Source organism: Colidextribacter sp. OB.20 (assembly GCF_009911595.1).
Classification (GTDB): Bacteria; Bacillota; Clostridia; order Oscillospirales; family Oscillospiraceae; genus Lawsonibacter.
In genome coordinates this window covers 1-14797 of sequence record NZ_QWKG01000085.1, presented here as the reverse complement: position 1 = coordinate 14797, position 14797 = coordinate 1, and the positions used below count along the sequence as shown (strand labels likewise).

General features: G+C 53.2%; 17 protein-coding genes and 2 pseudogenes. 6 read left to right on the top strand and 13 right to left on the bottom strand.

The features are described 5' to 3' along the window. The coding region (locus D1641_RS17010; protein ID WP_201757417.1) for a hypothetical protein at positions 1–227 on the bottom strand (227 nt) is incomplete at its 3' end. A 70-nt stretch (positions 228–297) separates the two neighbouring features. Continuing rightward, complete coding sequence (locus tag D1641_RS17005) at positions 298–1254, bottom strand: DUF6017 domain-containing protein (RefSeq protein WP_160667819.1); 957 nt, start codon at positions 1252–1254, stop codon at positions 298–300. A gap of 287 nt (positions 1255–1541) precedes the next feature. Here D1641_RS17005 and D1641_RS17000 point away from each other — a divergent pair, with 287 nt between their 5' ends. Then, positions 1542–2762: a DUF4368 domain-containing protein gene (locus tag D1641_RS17000; protein WP_347707463.1), complete on the top strand. Its 1221-nt coding sequence runs from the start codon at positions 1542–1544 to the stop codon at positions 2760–2762. Between the two features lie 100 nt (positions 2763–2862). On the opposite strand, the pseudogene D1641_RS16995 reads toward D1641_RS17000, so the two are convergent. From D1641_RS16995 to D1641_RS16950, 10 genes and pseudogenes are all read right to left on the bottom strand, one after another. Further along, positions 2863–3243, bottom strand: a pseudogene (locus tag D1641_RS16995) (group II intron reverse transcriptase/maturase); the annotation flags it as partial. A gap of 680 nt (positions 3244–3923) precedes the next feature. Further along, positions 3924–4406, bottom strand: a pseudogene (locus D1641_RS16990) (type IV secretory system conjugative DNA transfer family protein); the annotation flags it as partial. Continuing rightward, positions 4403–4894: a PcfB family protein gene (locus tag D1641_RS16985; RefSeq protein WP_160667815.1), complete on the bottom strand. Its 492-nt coding sequence runs from the start codon at positions 4892–4894 to the stop codon at positions 4403–4405. The gene D1641_RS16985 and the pseudogene D1641_RS16990, both read right to left, overlap by 4 nt. A 6-nt stretch (positions 4895–4900) precedes the next feature. Continuing rightward, complete coding sequence (locus D1641_RS16980) at positions 4901–5239, bottom strand: hypothetical protein (RefSeq protein WP_160667813.1); 339 nt, start codon at positions 5237–5239, stop codon at positions 4901–4903. Between the two features lie 42 nt (positions 5240–5281). Next, on the bottom strand, positions 5282–6205 hold the full coding sequence (locus D1641_RS16975) for a DUF6017 domain-containing protein (RefSeq protein ID WP_160667811.1): 924 nt from the start codon (positions 6203–6205) through the stop codon (positions 5282–5284). Positions 6206–6235: 30 nt separating this feature from the next. Beyond that, on the bottom strand, positions 6236–7021 hold the full coding sequence (locus D1641_RS16970) for a phosphoadenosine phosphosulfate reductase family protein (protein ID WP_160667809.1): 786 nt from the start codon (positions 7019–7021) through the stop codon (positions 6236–6238). Positions 7022–7059: 38 nt separating this feature from the next. After that, positions 7060–7566: a hypothetical protein gene (locus tag D1641_RS16965; RefSeq protein WP_160667807.1), complete on the bottom strand. Its 507-nt coding sequence runs from the start codon at positions 7564–7566 to the stop codon at positions 7060–7062. A 16-nt stretch (positions 7567–7582) separates the two neighbouring features. Further along, positions 7583–7852, bottom strand: a complete 270-nt coding sequence (locus D1641_RS16960; protein ID WP_160667805.1) for a DUF5720 family protein — start codon at positions 7850–7852, stop codon at positions 7583–7585. Beyond that, on the bottom strand, positions 7849–8457 hold the full coding sequence (locus tag D1641_RS16955; protein ID WP_160667803.1) for a hypothetical protein: 609 nt from the start codon (positions 8455–8457) through the stop codon (positions 7849–7851). The genes D1641_RS16960 and D1641_RS16955 overlap by 4 nt, the downstream gene beginning before the upstream one ends. A gap of 75 nt (positions 8458–8532) precedes the next feature. Continuing rightward, positions 8533–9426, bottom strand: coding sequence for a ParB/RepB/Spo0J family partition protein (locus D1641_RS16950; RefSeq protein WP_347707464.1), 894 nt, complete (start codon positions 9424–9426; stop codon positions 8533–8535). A gap of 1535 nt (positions 9427–10961) precedes the next feature. On the opposite strand from D1641_RS16950, the gene mobC reads away from it, so the two are divergent. Further along, the gene (gene mobC, locus D1641_RS16945; RefSeq protein ID WP_243149451.1) at positions 10962–11363 is read left to right on the top strand and encodes a plasmid mobilization relaxosome protein MobC; all 402 of its coding nucleotides are present in this window, start codon (positions 10962–10964) and stop codon (positions 11361–11363) included. Between the two features lie 208 nt (positions 11364–11571). On the opposite strand, the gene D1641_RS16940 is transcribed toward mobC, so the two are convergent. Continuing rightward, positions 11572–12357, bottom strand: a complete 786-nt coding sequence (locus D1641_RS16940) for a helix-turn-helix domain-containing protein (protein ID WP_160667801.1) — start codon at positions 12355–12357, stop codon at positions 11572–11574. A gap of 112 nt (positions 12358–12469) precedes the next feature. Between D1641_RS16940 and D1641_RS16935 the strand changes: the two genes are divergently transcribed. Genes D1641_RS16935 through D1641_RS16920 form a run of 4 tightly spaced genes read left to right on the top strand, consistent with a single transcriptional unit; the run spans position 12470 to position 14651 of the window. Next, the gene (locus D1641_RS16935) at positions 12470–13321 is read left to right on the top strand and encodes an ABC transporter ATP-binding protein (protein WP_160667799.1); all 852 of its coding nucleotides are present in this window, start codon (positions 12470–12472) and stop codon (positions 13319–13321) included. Next, positions 13318–13470: a hypothetical protein gene (locus tag D1641_RS16930; RefSeq protein WP_160667796.1), complete on the top strand. Its 153-nt coding sequence runs from the start codon at positions 13318–13320 to the stop codon at positions 13468–13470. Before D1641_RS16935 ends, D1641_RS16930 begins: the two co-directional genes overlap by 4 nt. Then, a complete protein-coding gene (locus D1641_RS16925; RefSeq protein ID WP_160667794.1) occupies positions 13452–13970 on the top strand; it encodes a hypothetical protein in 519 nt (172 codons plus the stop codon). Before D1641_RS16930 ends, D1641_RS16925 begins: the two co-directional genes overlap by 19 nt. Before the next feature lie 15 nt (positions 13971–13985). After that, the gene (locus D1641_RS16920; protein ID WP_160667792.1) at positions 13986–14651 is read left to right on the top strand and encodes a DUF4097 family beta strand repeat-containing protein; all 666 of its coding nucleotides are present in this window, start codon (positions 13986–13988) and stop codon (positions 14649–14651) included. Positions 14652–14797: the final 146 nt, after the last annotated feature.

Here is a 14797-nt window from a genome sequence, read left to right as displayed (position 1 = left end):
TCAGCCTTGTCGGGGGTGGTGCCGGTGGCCTTGGTGCCGGGAGCCTCCTTGGGCGGGTCGGCGGGCTTCTTCCCCTCATCAGCCTTGGTAGGGATGGTGCCGGTGGCCTTGGGGTCGAGTGCGTCCTTGGGCGGCTTCTTATCCTCGGCGGGCCCAGCAGGGGGCGGTTCACCGGGGACCGGGGCACGGAACGCCCCTTTTAGGGGATTTTCTTTTTTCGCAGCCATATTGTGTTCCTCCTATTTTCAGATTATGTCGAAAAATGCGTCTCAACTTGAGACGCATTATCAACCGATATTAAGGGCCAAAATCATGCTGTACTGCCGCCTGATAGTAATTGTTGATGGTAGTTGGCGCGTTGTATAAGGCGGTCAGCAGGTAGGCCCGGATGTTGCGTATCTGCGTGGTGTTGTTCCGCATACAGTCAAAAACATATTCCAGGTGTGCGGAGTCCAGCTTGTAAAAGCGGTCTTTTACCTGGGCGATAGGCAGCTCCTCGCCGCCTATGCGAAGGGTGGAGCGGGTAGTACAGAGAATATCAACAATCAGCTCTGCGATCTCGTCCACGTCCTCTCGGTTGAATTGGCTGCATAGGCTCTCATAGCCAATAGCCTCATCCACTTCTCTCCTGCACTCGAATCTATCCATCAATCCTGAACCGGCCAGGGAACCGGATGGAAGGATAGATGGATTAAGCTGACTGAGATCAGTTTGATTTGATTTAATATAACTTGCGTCTGTTTTTCGGAAGTCTGCACTTCCGATAATCGGAAGTCTTGACTGCCGTTTTTCGGAACTCTTGACTTCCGATTTTGAGAAGTCTTGACTTCCGAAAATCGGAAGTCTGGGAATATCTTGTGGCACAGCGGGTTGCGGTGGTTTCTCGCGGGTAGTGAACCGCTTGACGAAAATTTTGGTGGGACGGCCCTGGCCCTGTTTGACGCGCTCAATCAGGCCAAAACCGTTTCCTGTGTCCAGCTCGGACAGGAGTTTGACCGCTTTTCCGTGGGCGCAATTCAGATCCTCCTGTATCTCGTCCAGTGTGTAGTAGATAAAGACGCGGCCCTGTTCATCGTACCATCCGTTCTTGGCGGACAGGCCCATGCGGTCCAGCAGCAGGCCGTATAGCAGTTTGGCGTCCGTGGACAGGTGTTTGAAACGTTCGCCGGTGATAAGCTGGCGGGGAATACGGTAAAAGGAAAACTGGCTGCTTTCGTCGCCGTAGTAATAATCAAAGGATGTTTCTCCGGCCATGTTCTGGCTCTCCTTTCAGGCAACAAAAAAGGCGTCCCTTTCGGAACGCCTTACCTGGATTTTCACCCATATTGCCATTTTTCAACTTTATTTTCATTTTCATCACTGCGTATACAGGAAAACATACCAGCCAACATATTTTTTCGGGTATGGGAATGGGGAGCCGTATTGCAGACTGCTATGAATGAATTTTTCTGGCCGTCATACGTCACCACCCACTATCTTCTGCCTTTTCTCGCTAAAATCGCACTCTTTTCTCTATGGTTTTTGGGTCATAGAACCGTATCGTGTGGTATGCCAAAGATACAAGCAAAAAGGTACGGGCAATCAAACGGGCGCAAGGACAGGCGGGGGAACACCTGACAAAGCCGCCCTATGGCTACATAGTAAGCCCTACGGACAAAAAGCAATGGATTGTAGACGAGGAAGCCGCCGCTGTGGTGAAACGCATTTTTGATTTATGTATCGGTGGGAAAGGACCTGCGCAGATAGCAAAAATCCTCAAAGCGGATAATGTGCTGATAGCAAAAGCGTATTACGCAAAGAAAAAGGGGAAAGCACTCCCCGACAGCCCTTATGACTGGAGAGATAGTACCATTGTCGGCATTTTGGAGCGCATGGACTACTGCGGGCATACGGTAAACTTTAAAAGCTATTCCAAATCCCACAAACTGAAAAAGCGGATTCCAACCACAAAGGAACAGCAGGCAATTTTCTATAATACCCATGAAGCGATTGTAGAGGACGCTGTTTTTGAACGGGTGCAGGAACTTAGGGCGAACAAACGCCGCCCCACAAAAGCAGAACGGCAAGCCCTGTTCTCCGGCTTGGTATACTGTGCAGACTGCGGGAGTAAATTACACTTTGTTACCTGTAAGAGTTTTAACGGCTCACAAGACCATTACCGCTGTGCAAAGTACAAGAGCAATACTGGAAGCTGTACGGCTCACTTTATCCGCGAAGAAGTGTTGAAGCAAATCGTATGGAGCAGGATATTTGATGTGACCGCCCTTTTCTTTGATGACATCATGGCTTTCCATGAAATGATGTATCAGCAACGCTCCGCTGAAACAGAAAAGGAAATGAAGCGAAGAAAACGGGAAGTCGGACAGGCAAAAAAACGGATTGTAGAACTTGACCGTATCTTCAAGCGGATTTATGAGGACGACATAAGCGGCGCAATCAGTCATGACAGGTTTTTGAAGCTGTCCGCAGAATATGAAGCGGAACAGCGGGAACTGGAAGAGAAGGTCAAGGCAGACCAGCAGGAAGTCGATACCTACGAACAGAACAAAAGCGATTTTGACAGCTTCGCCGCGATTATCCGCAAATATGTGGGGATAAAGGAACTTACCCCCGCAATCGTCAATGAATTTATCAAGAAAATCATAGTCCATGCGCCGGAAAAGGTGGACGGGAAACGGGTACAGAAAGTGGATATTGTTTTCAACTTTGTAGGGGAAATCAATTTCCTTTCTGCCACGCAGCCGAAACGGCAAGGCGCATAAAGAATATGCGCTCGTTGAGCGCAAGAAAAGACGGTACAGCCCTTGTAATCGGGGCTATACCGCCTAATCTGAAATTACTTCCCTCTAACCGTAAACATTTGGAAAAGGTGGGTTCGTAGATGGCCTCCAGCAGCATCCGAATGATTTCCTGCACCAGCTTATCGTTGGTGGAAGGGATACCCAAAGGGCGTTGCTTCGCCGGGTTATTTTTCTTGGCGATGTACGTCCTCCGAGCCGGATTGGGCTGGTAGGTCTGGTCTTTCAGGGATTTGATGATTTTGTTGATACGACCCATGCTCATATTGTCGATGGACAATCCATCCGCGCCTGTGGTCATGCTGCCCGGTGAGGCCGCAATATTCTTGTAGGCCAGCAGATAGAAGTCCGGGTTATACAGATTGCGGTATAACCGCTCAAAAGTATAGCCTTTTACACTTGCTTTCTCCGTGAGGAGCTTCAATACATCAATCGGATTTCTCATGGTGCCTCGCGCACCGTCCTCTCTTGTATCAAAATGATTGGCCGCTGTCCTTCGCCATGTGGGCGTCATTATTCGCTTCCGTTTTTACGGCGATCCCTGTCGATCCAGGGTCCTCAGACTACTATGACAGCTCCGTTGCCTTGGCGGATTTTCAGGGCCGCTTTTCTCATAGCTCCCATAGCCGCACGATTGCGGCGCTCCGCTTTAGAGCAATCTCCGTTTAGAACTGCTGAAACGAGCGTGATGTGCTGTCGGTATGTGACGTTCGCCATTTTCCACTTTCCCGTGGCTGGATTCACTCCGGGTATCTGCAAAGATAGAGCCGAACACTAACTTTGTCAGGAGCGCCGGCGGGTTTAGCTTCCATACGCCGGGGGCACTGTCTGGGCCCAATCTCTGGCTGTCAAGCAGGCAGTATAGCTTTCATCCTCATGCACATCTTTTCATCCCTCCACGCCGCCGTCCGTGAAGCTCGTACCGGCCCGTGTACTCCGTCATGCTATGGTCGCCCTCCGGTTTCCCTTTCGGGGTTAGACGGGGGATGATGGGTTGCGTTGTGTGGTCTGTGTGGGCCTCCTTCTCCCTGTGGAATGACCACCGCGTGATACCTTGTCCACCACTTGCTCAAGGTGGGATTTCAACAGCTCCGCGGGCAGGCGTCACTCTGCCCTTACGGACGTACTCGGTTTCAGAAAAAACCGGGTCTTGCCGGAGCCGGAACCGCCAATCACCAGCACGTTTTTGTTCCGGGCGGTTTTGGGGTCCTTGGGGCGGCTGTTCATGGTGAGCCGCTCCGTCTGCGTCAGGATGATGTTGTCCTCGAATTTCGGGGCGATATAAGGGGCGATGTCTTGGGAACTGCCCCAACGTGCGGTCCCGTACTCCATGCCGTGGCGGTATTTCTTGGCGTTCTTGCCCTTCATGTAGACCGCCAGCCGGAGGGCCGCGCCGCACAGCAGCCCCACCACCAGATCGGCGGGATGGAAGCTGGGCAGGGCGGACTGGAAGGCGGCGGCAAAGCCGTCCATGATGTGCAGCAGCTTCTCGGAAGCGTCCGCCCCCGCCGCCAGCCGCCACGCCTGCCCCAGCTTGGAGGCATACAGGCCGAGGAACACATAGGGAAGATTCAGCAGCACCAGCTTTTTCACGTTGATCTGCTTCACCGTTCCAACTCCCTCCGTTTCTCCCGGTTGACAACGGTATTCTTCACCAGCTCTTTAAAGTGAGCCAGCCGTTGCAGCACCGAGGGCCGGGAAGCCTTTTTGACCTTCTTCCCGACGTACTCATTGAACGCGGAGGTCAGCGCGTCCGCGTCCCGGCTCTTGAAGAAAATCAGAAACTTGGGCGGATTGCTGCTCCGGTCCCGCTTGATGGCGTAGTCTACGCCATATTTCCGGGCGATACGGTCAAACTGCCGGATGGAGGGGTCCGTCAGCTCAATGTTGGACACGCCCTGGTCCTGCCCAATCAGCTGCTTCACCGTCTGCTTGCCGTGGGGAATCACAGCTGTTTCCCGCTTCTGCTGCTTCTGGTGCTTGACTTCCTTCCGGTGGGCCATGTACTTGGCGATGGCCGCTTTGAACATCCGCCCGGTAAACTTGCTGCCGTTGACCATCAGCGTCAGCGTTCTGTTCTCCACTTCCTCCTGCATGGGCCGTCACCTCCCCTGGAGCTTGACGGCGAGGATGCCGTCAAGGGTGGTGGCGGTGATCCGCAGGCGCTGGGCGGTGGCGATGTCATTTTTCACCGTCTCGTCCACGGTCCGCCCGCAGACCACCAGGACGCGGGAGCGCCGGAGGTAGTCCCGCGCCATGTCGATGCCGTCCTTATGCTCCTGGGGGACCGCATCCTGGAGGAAACGGGCGGTGAGCAGGATAGGGCAGATGGGGGAATAGCCAGCCTCGTACACCTGACGGCAGTACCGGGCGGCGGTCTCGGTGTTTTCGTACTCGTTGCCGTCCCAGGCGGCGGTGATGTAGGCAAGGGGTCGCTTCATGGAAAGCTCCTTTCTCCCGTGTTCGGGTAAAGAAAAAAGCGGCTATCTGCCGCCGTAGAGGTCGTGGTTGACCAGCATCGTGTAGTGATTGTCCGTGGTAGCGGGGGCGTTGAACAGCGCCGCCAGCAAATAGGCCCTGGTATTCCAGACGCGGGTGGTGTTCTCCCGGATGCCGTCCAGGACCTTCTCAATGTGGCTGCTGTTGATAAGCTCAAACCGCTGCTGAACCAGGGCGGTGGGGTACTCCGCATCCCGCCCGACCTTCATAGTGGGCGCTCTGGACAAAGCGACCTCCAGCATGATCTCCACCAGCTCATTGATCTGCTCCCGGTTGGTGCTGTCGGCAATCAGGTCGTATTCAATCTGATCCCGAATCTCATCCCGCTTCTCATACACTTCCGTCATTCCTTCCGCCGCAGGCGCGGACCCAGGCCCCGGAGGGGGCTGGGGACAGAATGAATGAGTATTTGGTCGATAAGTATTTTGTTTTTTACGGGGATTCGTTTTCTTAGTATTTAATTGCGCCGGGTTTTCCGTATCCGGCACAGCCGCATCCGGGGAAACCGCATCCGGCTTTACCGTATCCGGGAAACCCGTACACGGTGAAGCCGTATCCGGTGAACCCGTGTGCGGTGAGGGCGCGTCCGGGCCGGAGGGGGCCAGGGGCGGCGTTTGGGGCTTCTCATAGATGGTGTACTCCACGCTGCCCACGCGCCCATGCTCTCCCCGCAGCTGGCGGCGCACCACATAGCCCGCCTTTTCCAGCTCCTTCAAGGTGTTCCCAATGGCCTCCACGCCCTCCTTGCAGATGGCGGCGAGGCCACGGGTGGAATAGTTCCAGTCGTCCGGGAGGGACAGCATGATTGCCAGCAGCCCCTTTGCTTTCAGAGACAGGCCGGGGTCCTTCAAGTGATGGTTCGACATCACTGTGTAATCCCGCGTCCGTTCTACACGATAAACGGCCATTCTTCACTCACTTCCTCAGTAGATTTTGACTTATGCGGTGTCCGCCGCATCCTCGCGGGCAAAGCGTTCCTCCAGCCTCGCCACGCTCCAATCCTTTTTGAACTGTCCCAGCGGGCTGGAGCCGAACATGACCCGCGCCCGATTGTCCATATCCAGCAGACGTGCCCACAGCTCCGGGTGGTGATGGCGGAGCTTTCTCAGCTCGTCTATGCGCTGGAATGGACAGCACCAGCATGAGGCGCGGCGGTATATCTCGTACAATCCGCCCCAATCGTAGCCCCGGTTATAGCAGACTTGCAGGGCTTGGGCCTCGGTAATACCCCATTCCACAAGGGGATAGCGGTTATGGTAATCTTCCTTGCAGCGGTGGGCTTCATCGGCGGCGATGCCGATATGGTGCAGGGCATTTTTCTCCTTTTTCAGCCGGTTGACTTCTTTTGTGATGAGATGTGTTTTCAGCTGTCCAGTACACCAGCGCACCTTAATTCCTGGCCAGCCGTTTCCATAGGTTGGAATCCCCAACCGGGCGCGGCGTTCCAGGCAGCTTACTTTCTGTTTTGGTTCCTCAAACATCATCCACTCAAAGCCGTGGGGATGCCGCAGGGTGGTAATGTGGATGCCGCGCTCCTGATAGAGAAAATCGTCCAGTTTGGCGATATGGGCCTCCATCTCCGGGAACTCCATGCCAGTGTCCGCGTAGAGTACGCAGTCGATGGGCAGGCCCTTCTCGATCATCAGCAGTAAAAGACAGGAGCTGTCTTTTCCACCAGAGAGGGAGACCGCCGAAAAGGTTTCGTTACTGTTTACAGCTCCCATGCCGGGAGAACTGCCTTTTTTCGCTCCTCTCCCGCCGTTTACAGCTCGTAAACGGGAATCTCATTCTCATGGACGGGCCAGCACAGCTTGTCCAGCCGGTCCGTCAGCTCCTCCAGGTCCAGGCACATGCCGCTGGCCCACGGGTCGCCCCGGTCCTCCCGGTACTCGGCCACATACGCGCCGCCCTCGCAGACCACGGACACGCTGGCAACGGCGGTGACGGTCATATCCTCCAGCAGCCACAGCTCCACGCTGCGGGTGGTCAGGACGGCCTCGGCGGTACTCTGGTCAAAATCGTCATACAGCAGCGTGGCCCGCTGGCCGAACAGCTCCGCCCCCCGGTAATTGAAGGACTTGGGCTGGTTGCCCTGGGTGGCGAAGGCAAAGACAGTCTCGGCGTGATGCCGGACGGCCTGGAGCAGAGCATGGAAGTCAATGCCGTCCAGCAGCTCCGCTACCTCGTCGGCGGAAAGGCCGCTGTTCTCTCCGATGCCGGAGCGGTACAGCTCCCCAATGGCGTACTCCAGTGAATCCACAGAATACATGGTGATCTACCTCCTATCAGTTTTTGCGCCGTTTTCTCGGCTTGTCGGGCAGGATGTGCCCCTCGATGATGCTGGCGTGTTTACGGATTTGGATGCTGCCCTGCCGCGCACAGGCAAGGGCCTCCCCGTAGCCGCCCTCGGTGAGAAAGCGCCGGATGTACTCCCCCGGCTTCCCCATGGGGCAGTCGGCCAGCACCAGAAACTCGATCATGTGGCGGGTACTGTCCCGGAACCGTTCCACCGCCAGCAGGTCATGCCCGGTGATGGGCAGATGGAGGGGCTTCATTTCCGGCTCCTTTCCTTAATTGCCAGCACAGCGGGGCCGTACCGGGCTACCAGGAGGGCGTTGACGATCAGGCTGAACGCCAAGGTGTCCACCACTTCGTTGTTGGCGAGGTCGGCCAGGGCCACGCCGGACCCCTCCGCGTAGATGTCCCGCGCCGCAGAGAACAGGGTGTAACAATGGGGGGAGATGTCTTTCAGCGTCCCATAGTCAAACTCAATGCCATGCCTGCAAAAGCAGTTGGCGGACCGGAGAAAGAGGTCATCGTTGGCGGTGAGCAGATACATGGCGGCGAAGTAGGCCGGGGTGTCCCGCTTCCGGCGGAAGCCCTCCCGCGCTTTCAGACGCTCCATGCGGCCCTGATGGGCGGGGGAGAGGAATAAGGACCCGGTAAAGCGCCGGATGGCCGTGTGCAGGCGGGCATCCAGATGGGCGTTGCGGGGGAACGTCTCCATGACGGCTTCCTCATACCCCACCACTCCGGCCTCGATTCGCTCCGCCAGCCAGGGACAGCCCTGAGCGGTGCAGCCCTTTATCTTACCGGCGTACTTGGTGCAGAGGCGGCAGTCCACATGCTCCGGCTTGTATTGGAATGTGTTGATATACAACGTGTGTCTCCTTTCCAGGACACGAAAAAACCGGGCAGAGAGATTCCCTGTCCGGTGTGCCTGTCCCGTATTCGATTAGCGTTCCTGGCTGCGCTGGCGCTTCTTCTGCCATGCCTCCAACAGTTTGATGATGGTCTCCTCCATCTTCCGGGGCGTGTAGGAGCGGGGGAAGTATTTGCGGAGGGTATCGCCAGTCAGCACGATTTTGTCAACCTCCGGCTTCTTCTCCGCCGACATGATGGAGAGCATGGTGTCCTCGTTCAGCTCCCCGGACTGGCTTAACTTTTTCATGCGCTGGGCCTGGGAGACGGAGGGGGTGGCCTGTTCGCTTTCGATGGTCTCCACCAAAAGCGCCTGTTCCTCCGGCTTCAAGGCGGCGATCTGATAGGCCGGGGTTACGGCAATCCGCTTATCATCCACCATCTGCTGAAGCTCCGGGACCAGCTGGGTCAGGGAAATGTAATTGCGGACGGTATCGCCGCTCATACCCATGGCCGCGCCGATTTCATCATCACTTCGGAAATTCGCCGAATAATTCGGCGAATTATTTTCGGCCTCTTTGGTGCGCCTCCCAGCGCGGCGTTTGATGGCCTCCAGTTTCATCTTGTACGCCTGCGCCCTCTCGCTGGGCAGGATGTTCTCCCGCTGGATGTTGCTGTCCACCATCAGGATGGTGGCGGTGTCATCGTCCAGATTACGGACCAGGGCGGGCAGAGCGGTCAGGCCTGCCAGCTCACAGGCATGTTTGCGGCGGTGGCCCGCCACGATCTCATAGCCGCCCGCCTCGCGGGGCCGGACAATGGCCGGGGTCAGCACACCATACTCTTTCACGCTCTCCATGGTCTCCTTCATGGCATCATCATCCCTCACTTTGAACGGGTGGTTAGGAAATGGGTGCAGCTCCGCCAGGGGGATGGGGACAACCATCTCGCCCTGGGGCGGGGGTGTGGGGGCCGGGGTCTCCTTCACCTTGGGTGGTCTGCCCCGCCGCTTGGGAGGGGACGTGTTGGGGGTACTCAAAATATCTCACCTCCAGAGAATGAAAAAACGGGCATCTTCCGATGTCCGTTTTTCTGTCGTGTATGAAGTTTTGGGCCGATATAGGGTGCAAGTTTCTTGGCTAATCACATCACGACAGCCCACGCTTGCCTTATCCTTGACGCTCCAAAATCCTATATCTTCCCTTGATTTTTCCCTTGCCAGCTCCCATGAAACCCTTAAAAGGGGGCGGGACAGGATAACGGGGATTGAGTTGTTGACTTGCTTAAACCCTTGTGTTTCCAGGCGTTTCCGAGGATTTAATAACATCCTATAAAAGCTCCTGACGACTGACAATATCCTTGGGTTCAAATTCATCTTTAGATTGTTGAGATTTTCAACGACTGGTGCCTATCCCTCCACGGCTTATTGTCACCGCTTCATTGGTACTGTGGCACCACTTTCATCACGGGTTAAGCGGCTTATATGTTTCGACCGCAACGCTCCAAATGGGGAACGCCCGTGACTTACCACGTTCCAATAATCCTATCTGTTCATATATACCCGTAGGTGCCTGCTCTGGGCCTGCAAGCTGGACGCCGCCTGTAACGGCGTATGGTGTTTCATAGTAAAAGCTTTTACTCCACCACACTTGCCCCACAAATTGGTGGGAGGACGCATTTCTGCGCTTGAGCGTTTAGAACCTTTACTTCACAGGTTTGTCAGCCATTCACGGCATACTCACCATAGGTATTTTATAGACCCCCGGCATATAGGCCACACCATCCACCTCTGGACAGCTTTCGTTGCGTTGTTCCAACAGCCGCAAGACGGTAGCTCTCTGCCGACTTCACCGGGCTTCGGACATCAGCCTTTTGGGCTGCGCCCGCCGGAGTATCAGGGAGGGCGTTTCAAGGCGTTACCCTTTCATTCCACCCTTCGGATTATCAGTTCTACTAAAAGGATTTACTATCTTTACAAATTATCTTCCCTTAACAAGAGCATACAAAAACACAACAATTTAATGGGCTGTCAACCTTACGCAAAACATCGCTTCCGACAAAAATCGGAGCGGTGTTTTTGTATATCTTCTGGACACCGTGACCAGAAGGGACCCGCCCATTTCCCCGCTTCCTCCACGGAGGCTCTGCTGGATGTATCCCCCGTCGCCGCGCCACCCAATAGCACAGCCGGGGCTGCCTGTCAAGGGCAAAGCCGCCGCTGCGCGGCGGTGCTCCGCACCCTTGACTGGCTGTCCCGGCTGTGCTACCTCTCAAGGCGCGACGGGGGATATATCCTCCAGAGCCGCCCCCTTTCCCTGGATAGGGAAAGGGCGGGGGGATAGGGTCGAACCGCTTTCCTCTCAAACCGCTGTCTTTCCACGGCTGATGTGTTGAAAATTAGCAATCTCAAAGCCTTGCCCCGCAAGGGTTTCCAGCTCCGGTTTTGTGGGAGCTGGTATAGTATCATTCCCCACCCCCGATTTATCGAAATACTGTCAACATCTGAATTTATGGGAGGTATCTATGAGCGGTCAAAATTCAATGCCTTGCAGCTCTGAAAACCACTCAACGCTGGTCGCTGGGAAAAAGCGTATTCGGAGCACGTCCGTTTGTGTCTGGCTGTCCCCGGATGAACAGGCAAAAATCCGGGAGCGCATGGCGGATGTGGGTATTCGCAACCTTTCGGCGTATATGAGAAAAATGGCTCTCAACGGCTATGTGCTCCAAATTGACCTTGCGCCAGTCAAAGAGATCGTTTCCCTGCAAAGGCGGTGTGCAAATAATCTCAATCAAATCGCCGTCAGGGTGAATACTTGTGGCGGAGTTTACCCCGAAGAAATCAAGACCCTGCAAAAGGACTATACGGATTTATGGGTGCCTCTCTCTGAACTGCTGGAGAAACTTTCGGAGGTGGTGGCGCTGTAAGCGCATAAGGCCCATGAGCGTCAGCGACGGGGCCGCAGACAGGGAAGCCTCTGGACACGGTGTCCAGAGGCTTCCGGCGGGTTTGGGGCACCCCAACAAGCATTTTCGCAAAGCGAAAATTGCAAGTGTTATACACTTGCCCTGCTTGCCATTTATCGCACCTCCCAGCCACCACAAAAGCCAGGGCACTTTTCCTAACAGCCTTGATTTATACCCCAATACAAACTTGAAGCTGGTATTTCCATTGTAGGATACCGGAGATCACCACGAACTGTAAAGAGAAAGAGGGGCTTACATGGTATTCTGTTTTCGCTATTTCCACCAATTCTTCCAGAGTTTCCTGCCAGTTTTCCTCGGTACAGTCAACACACAAGTATGTCCCGGCAGGAATTATTTTTAGTCCGTCTATTTCCGTATAGCGAGTACACACAGCAAAATAGCGGGCCGAGGAATTATCCCGATATACGCCAGCCAAATCTTCAAAGGCAAATTGTTTTTTCTGTCCGGGAGAAAGACGCTGATAAAAATGGCGTTGATAGCTCCACAAATCATCTACCGTAATTTTTTCAACAGGGTCGGCCAGCATGACTATACGCTTTGGAAACTTCTTTGTGAACGTCCCTTCTGGGGTCTGCCAATGGTGGAGCTTTTTCTCATAGTCAGCTCTTGCCAGTTGGATTTTTGATTTGCTGTACCGCAAGGAAGCAATTTTTTCGTCTGCCTTCTGCTCTGCTTGCTCCAAAAATTCGATAATCTTTTCCAAGTCGTCATATTCCAAAACCCGCTTGATTTCCTGTAACGGCAGGTCCATCTGTTGCAAGGCGTGGACCGTGTTCAGCCGGACGACATCCTCTGCGGTGTAGTACCGATATTGGGTGTGTTTGTCCACCTTACTGGGTTTGACCAGCCCAATGCGATCATAGTGGCGGAGAGTTACGGTCGTCATTTGGGCCTGCTCCGCCGCCTCCCCGATTGAAAAGAATTTCTTATCCATCCTGATTTCCCTCTTGACTTTAATGTAACGTAAAGGTTTATGCTATTATAACACCGGGGAGTCCCTGCTTGCAAGTGTTTGCCACTCTGGTGCAGTTAGGAGGATTATTGACATGATAGAACTGAGAAATGTCACAAAACAATATGGTCAGTCGTCTGTGCTAAACAAAATTGACTTAACCGTAGACGAACCTGGCATTTACTGCCTGCTGGGACGAAACGGCGCTGGCAAAACCACTTTTTTGAAGTCGATTGCTGGCTATCAGAATGTTACCAGCGGTCAAATCAAAGTGGACGGAAAGACGATCTCAACGGCAACGCTGGATACCGGGGTCAGTTACATCGAAAACTTCGCCAAGCATTTCAATCTGCCTGTTGGAAAGCTCCTGCGGATTGCGTCCGAAGTAAATGCGGACTTTGACCTTTCCTTTGCTATGGAAATGATGGAGCGGTTTGAACTGGACAGAAAGAAGAAATTCAACCAGCTTTCCCTCGGTATGAAAACGATGGTTTCCACCATTGTCTGTCTGGCCAGCAACCGCCCGGTCATTCTTCTGGATGAACCGGTTTTGGGATTTGACGCGATTATGCGGGTAGAATTTTATGAAATGCTCACCGAAAGTTTTCAGCATCATCCCCGAATTATCATTGTATCCACTCACATTATCGAAGAAATCGCAAAGACAATCCACAAACTGATTATGATTGATAAGGGACATATCCGCTTCTTTGATACCCTGCAAGCCGTGGAAGAAAAGGCGTTCAGTGTCAGTGGGCTAAAGAAAGATGTGGATGCGGCAACCGCCAATTTGAATGTGATCGGGCAGGATGCCGTGGGTAGACTTGTGACCAGCTATATTTTTGACCAGCCGCCAAAGCATGAGGCGTCTTTAGAAATTACGCCGCTTTCCCTCCAAGACTTTTTTGTTCAAATGGTGGGCCATAAGGGAGGTGTAAAGGCATGAAAGCAACATTTTCCATTGTAAAGTGGCTGCTTGCCAGCAATAAAATCAGCTTTATTATTACGGCAGTGGTGGTCCTCTGCGCCACGACCTCCGGCGACTCCGCCATTGCTTTAAGTAACGGAAACTATACATGGTTTTGGCTGTGCTGACACCGTTTTTCTTTGTGTTTTATGACTTCAAAAAATTGATTTACTTGGGAGCCAGCAAAAAGGATTTTTATTTTGGTGCGTTGGTCAGTTACGGGGGACTTGCCCTTCTGATTTCCCTACTCAACACAGGGATACACCTTTTGATTGACCCTCTTAACCATACGCAAACCGTGATTAACTTGATGGACGTATGTGGCTGGATGGAAAACAATGTATTTTTTGCTTTTATTCAGCAAGCTGTGTTTCTGCTTCTGAGCATGGTGTTTCTCCATGTTCTGCTATCCATGCAACCCCATTGGTACGGCTGGCTCACTGACATTATTTTGGTTGCCATCATTTGTATTTTTACACCCATCGCCCCGTTGCGTGGGCTTTTGGCTGGATTTTTCAAAGTGATTATGTTTAATCCCAATACGCTGCTCCATATCGTTGTCTGTATGGGATTGAGTGCCGCCCTGAGTGCTGCTGGCTTGGCTGTTTTGAAACGGAAAACACTGTAAGAAAGGCATATAGAAATGAAGAAAAAATTATCTCTGATATTGGCGCTTTTAGTGCTGTCCGCGTCCCTCTCTGCCTGCTCTGACGAGGGGGATAACTTTGAAACAAGGACATACACGCCGGAGGGAGTAACGGTCAGCGGAATTGACGTTAAAGTAGCCGACCGGGAAATTTTGGTCATCCCCTCCGGCGATGGACAATTTCATATTGACTATGCGGAAAGCGCGAAAGAATTTTATGATATTTCCGTGTCTGACAGCGGTATTCTGACGATGATCTCTGAAAGCGATAAAACGTGGACGGACTACATCGGAGGGAGCAAATCTGCTGATGCGGATCAAATCACGATCCAGATACCCAATACTGCTCTTTCCGTGTTGGCCCTCCGCACCACAAAAGAGGACATATCCCTGCCCGCATTGACCGTGACAGACCAGCTGGCCTTATCTACCAACGGAGGAAACATTTCCTTTGAGAACATCAGCGCCGCAAACTCCATCGCGCTGGAAAACAAAAACGGAGATATTACCGGGACGATCATCGGGAGCTATGATGATTATGCGATTACCTGCTCCATCAAAAAAGGAGAGAGCAATTTACCAAGTGCAAAGGGCAACGGAAGCAAAATGCTGGCCGCAATCAATAACAACGGAGATATTGATATAGAATTTATAAACGAATAAGCGCAAATATCTCAAAAGTCGTTGTTTTGCGGTTGAAAGATACTGATAGACGGCGGTTTTGAAACATCAAATTGATATGCTCCCTCTAAAGTAGACAGTGGAAAAACAAAACTGTCGAAATAGAGGGAGCAATTAACATGAGCCTA

Excerpts from the sequence above, each read along its gene's own strand:
- D1641_RS16940 (WP_160667801.1), bottom strand. The coding sequence starts at position 12,357 with ATGGATAAGAAATTCTTTTCAATCGGGGAGGCGGCGGAGCAGGCCCAA.
- D1641_RS16965 (WP_160667807.1), bottom strand. The coding sequence starts at position 7,566 with ATGTATTCTGTGGATTCACTGGAGTACGCCATTGGGGAGCTGTACCGC.
- D1641_RS16925 (WP_160667794.1), top strand. The coding sequence starts at position 13,452 with ATGGTTTTGGCTGTGCTGACACCGTTTTTCTTTGTGTTTTATGACTTC.
- D1641_RS16975 (WP_160667811.1), bottom strand. The coding sequence starts at position 6,205 with ATGGCCGTTTATCGTGTAGAACGGACGCGGGATTACACAGTGATGTCG.
- D1641_RS16980 (WP_160667813.1), bottom strand. The coding sequence starts at position 5,239 with ATGAAGCGACCCCTTGCCTACATCACCGCCGCCTGGGACGGCAACGAG.
- D1641_RS16935 (WP_160667799.1), top strand. The coding sequence starts at position 12,470 with ATGATAGAACTGAGAAATGTCACAAAACAATATGGTCAGTCGTCTGTG.
- D1641_RS16960 (WP_160667805.1), bottom strand. The coding sequence starts at position 7,852 with ATGAAGCCCCTCCATCTGCCCATCACCGGGCATGACCTGCTGGCGGTG.
- D1641_RS16930 (WP_160667796.1), top strand. The coding sequence starts at position 13,318 with ATGAAAGCAACATTTTCCATTGTAAAGTGGCTGCTTGCCAGCAATAAA.
- D1641_RS16920 (WP_160667792.1), top strand. The coding sequence starts at position 13,986 with ATGAAGAAAAAATTATCTCTGATATTGGCGCTTTTAGTGCTGTCCGCG.
- D1641_RS16970 (WP_160667809.1), bottom strand. The coding sequence starts at position 7,021 with ATGGGAGCTGTAAACAGTAACGAAACCTTTTCGGCGGTCTCCCTCTCT.
- mobC (WP_243149451.1), top strand. The coding sequence starts at position 10,962 with ATGAGCGGTCAAAATTCAATGCCTTGCAGCTCTGAAAACCACTCAACG.
- D1641_RS16985 (WP_160667815.1), bottom strand. The coding sequence starts at position 4,894 with ATGCAGGAGGAAGTGGAGAACAGAACGCTGACGCTGATGGTCAACGGC.
- D1641_RS17005 (WP_160667819.1), bottom strand. The coding sequence starts at position 1,254 with ATGGCCGGAGAAACATCCTTTGATTATTACTACGGCGACGAAAGCAGC.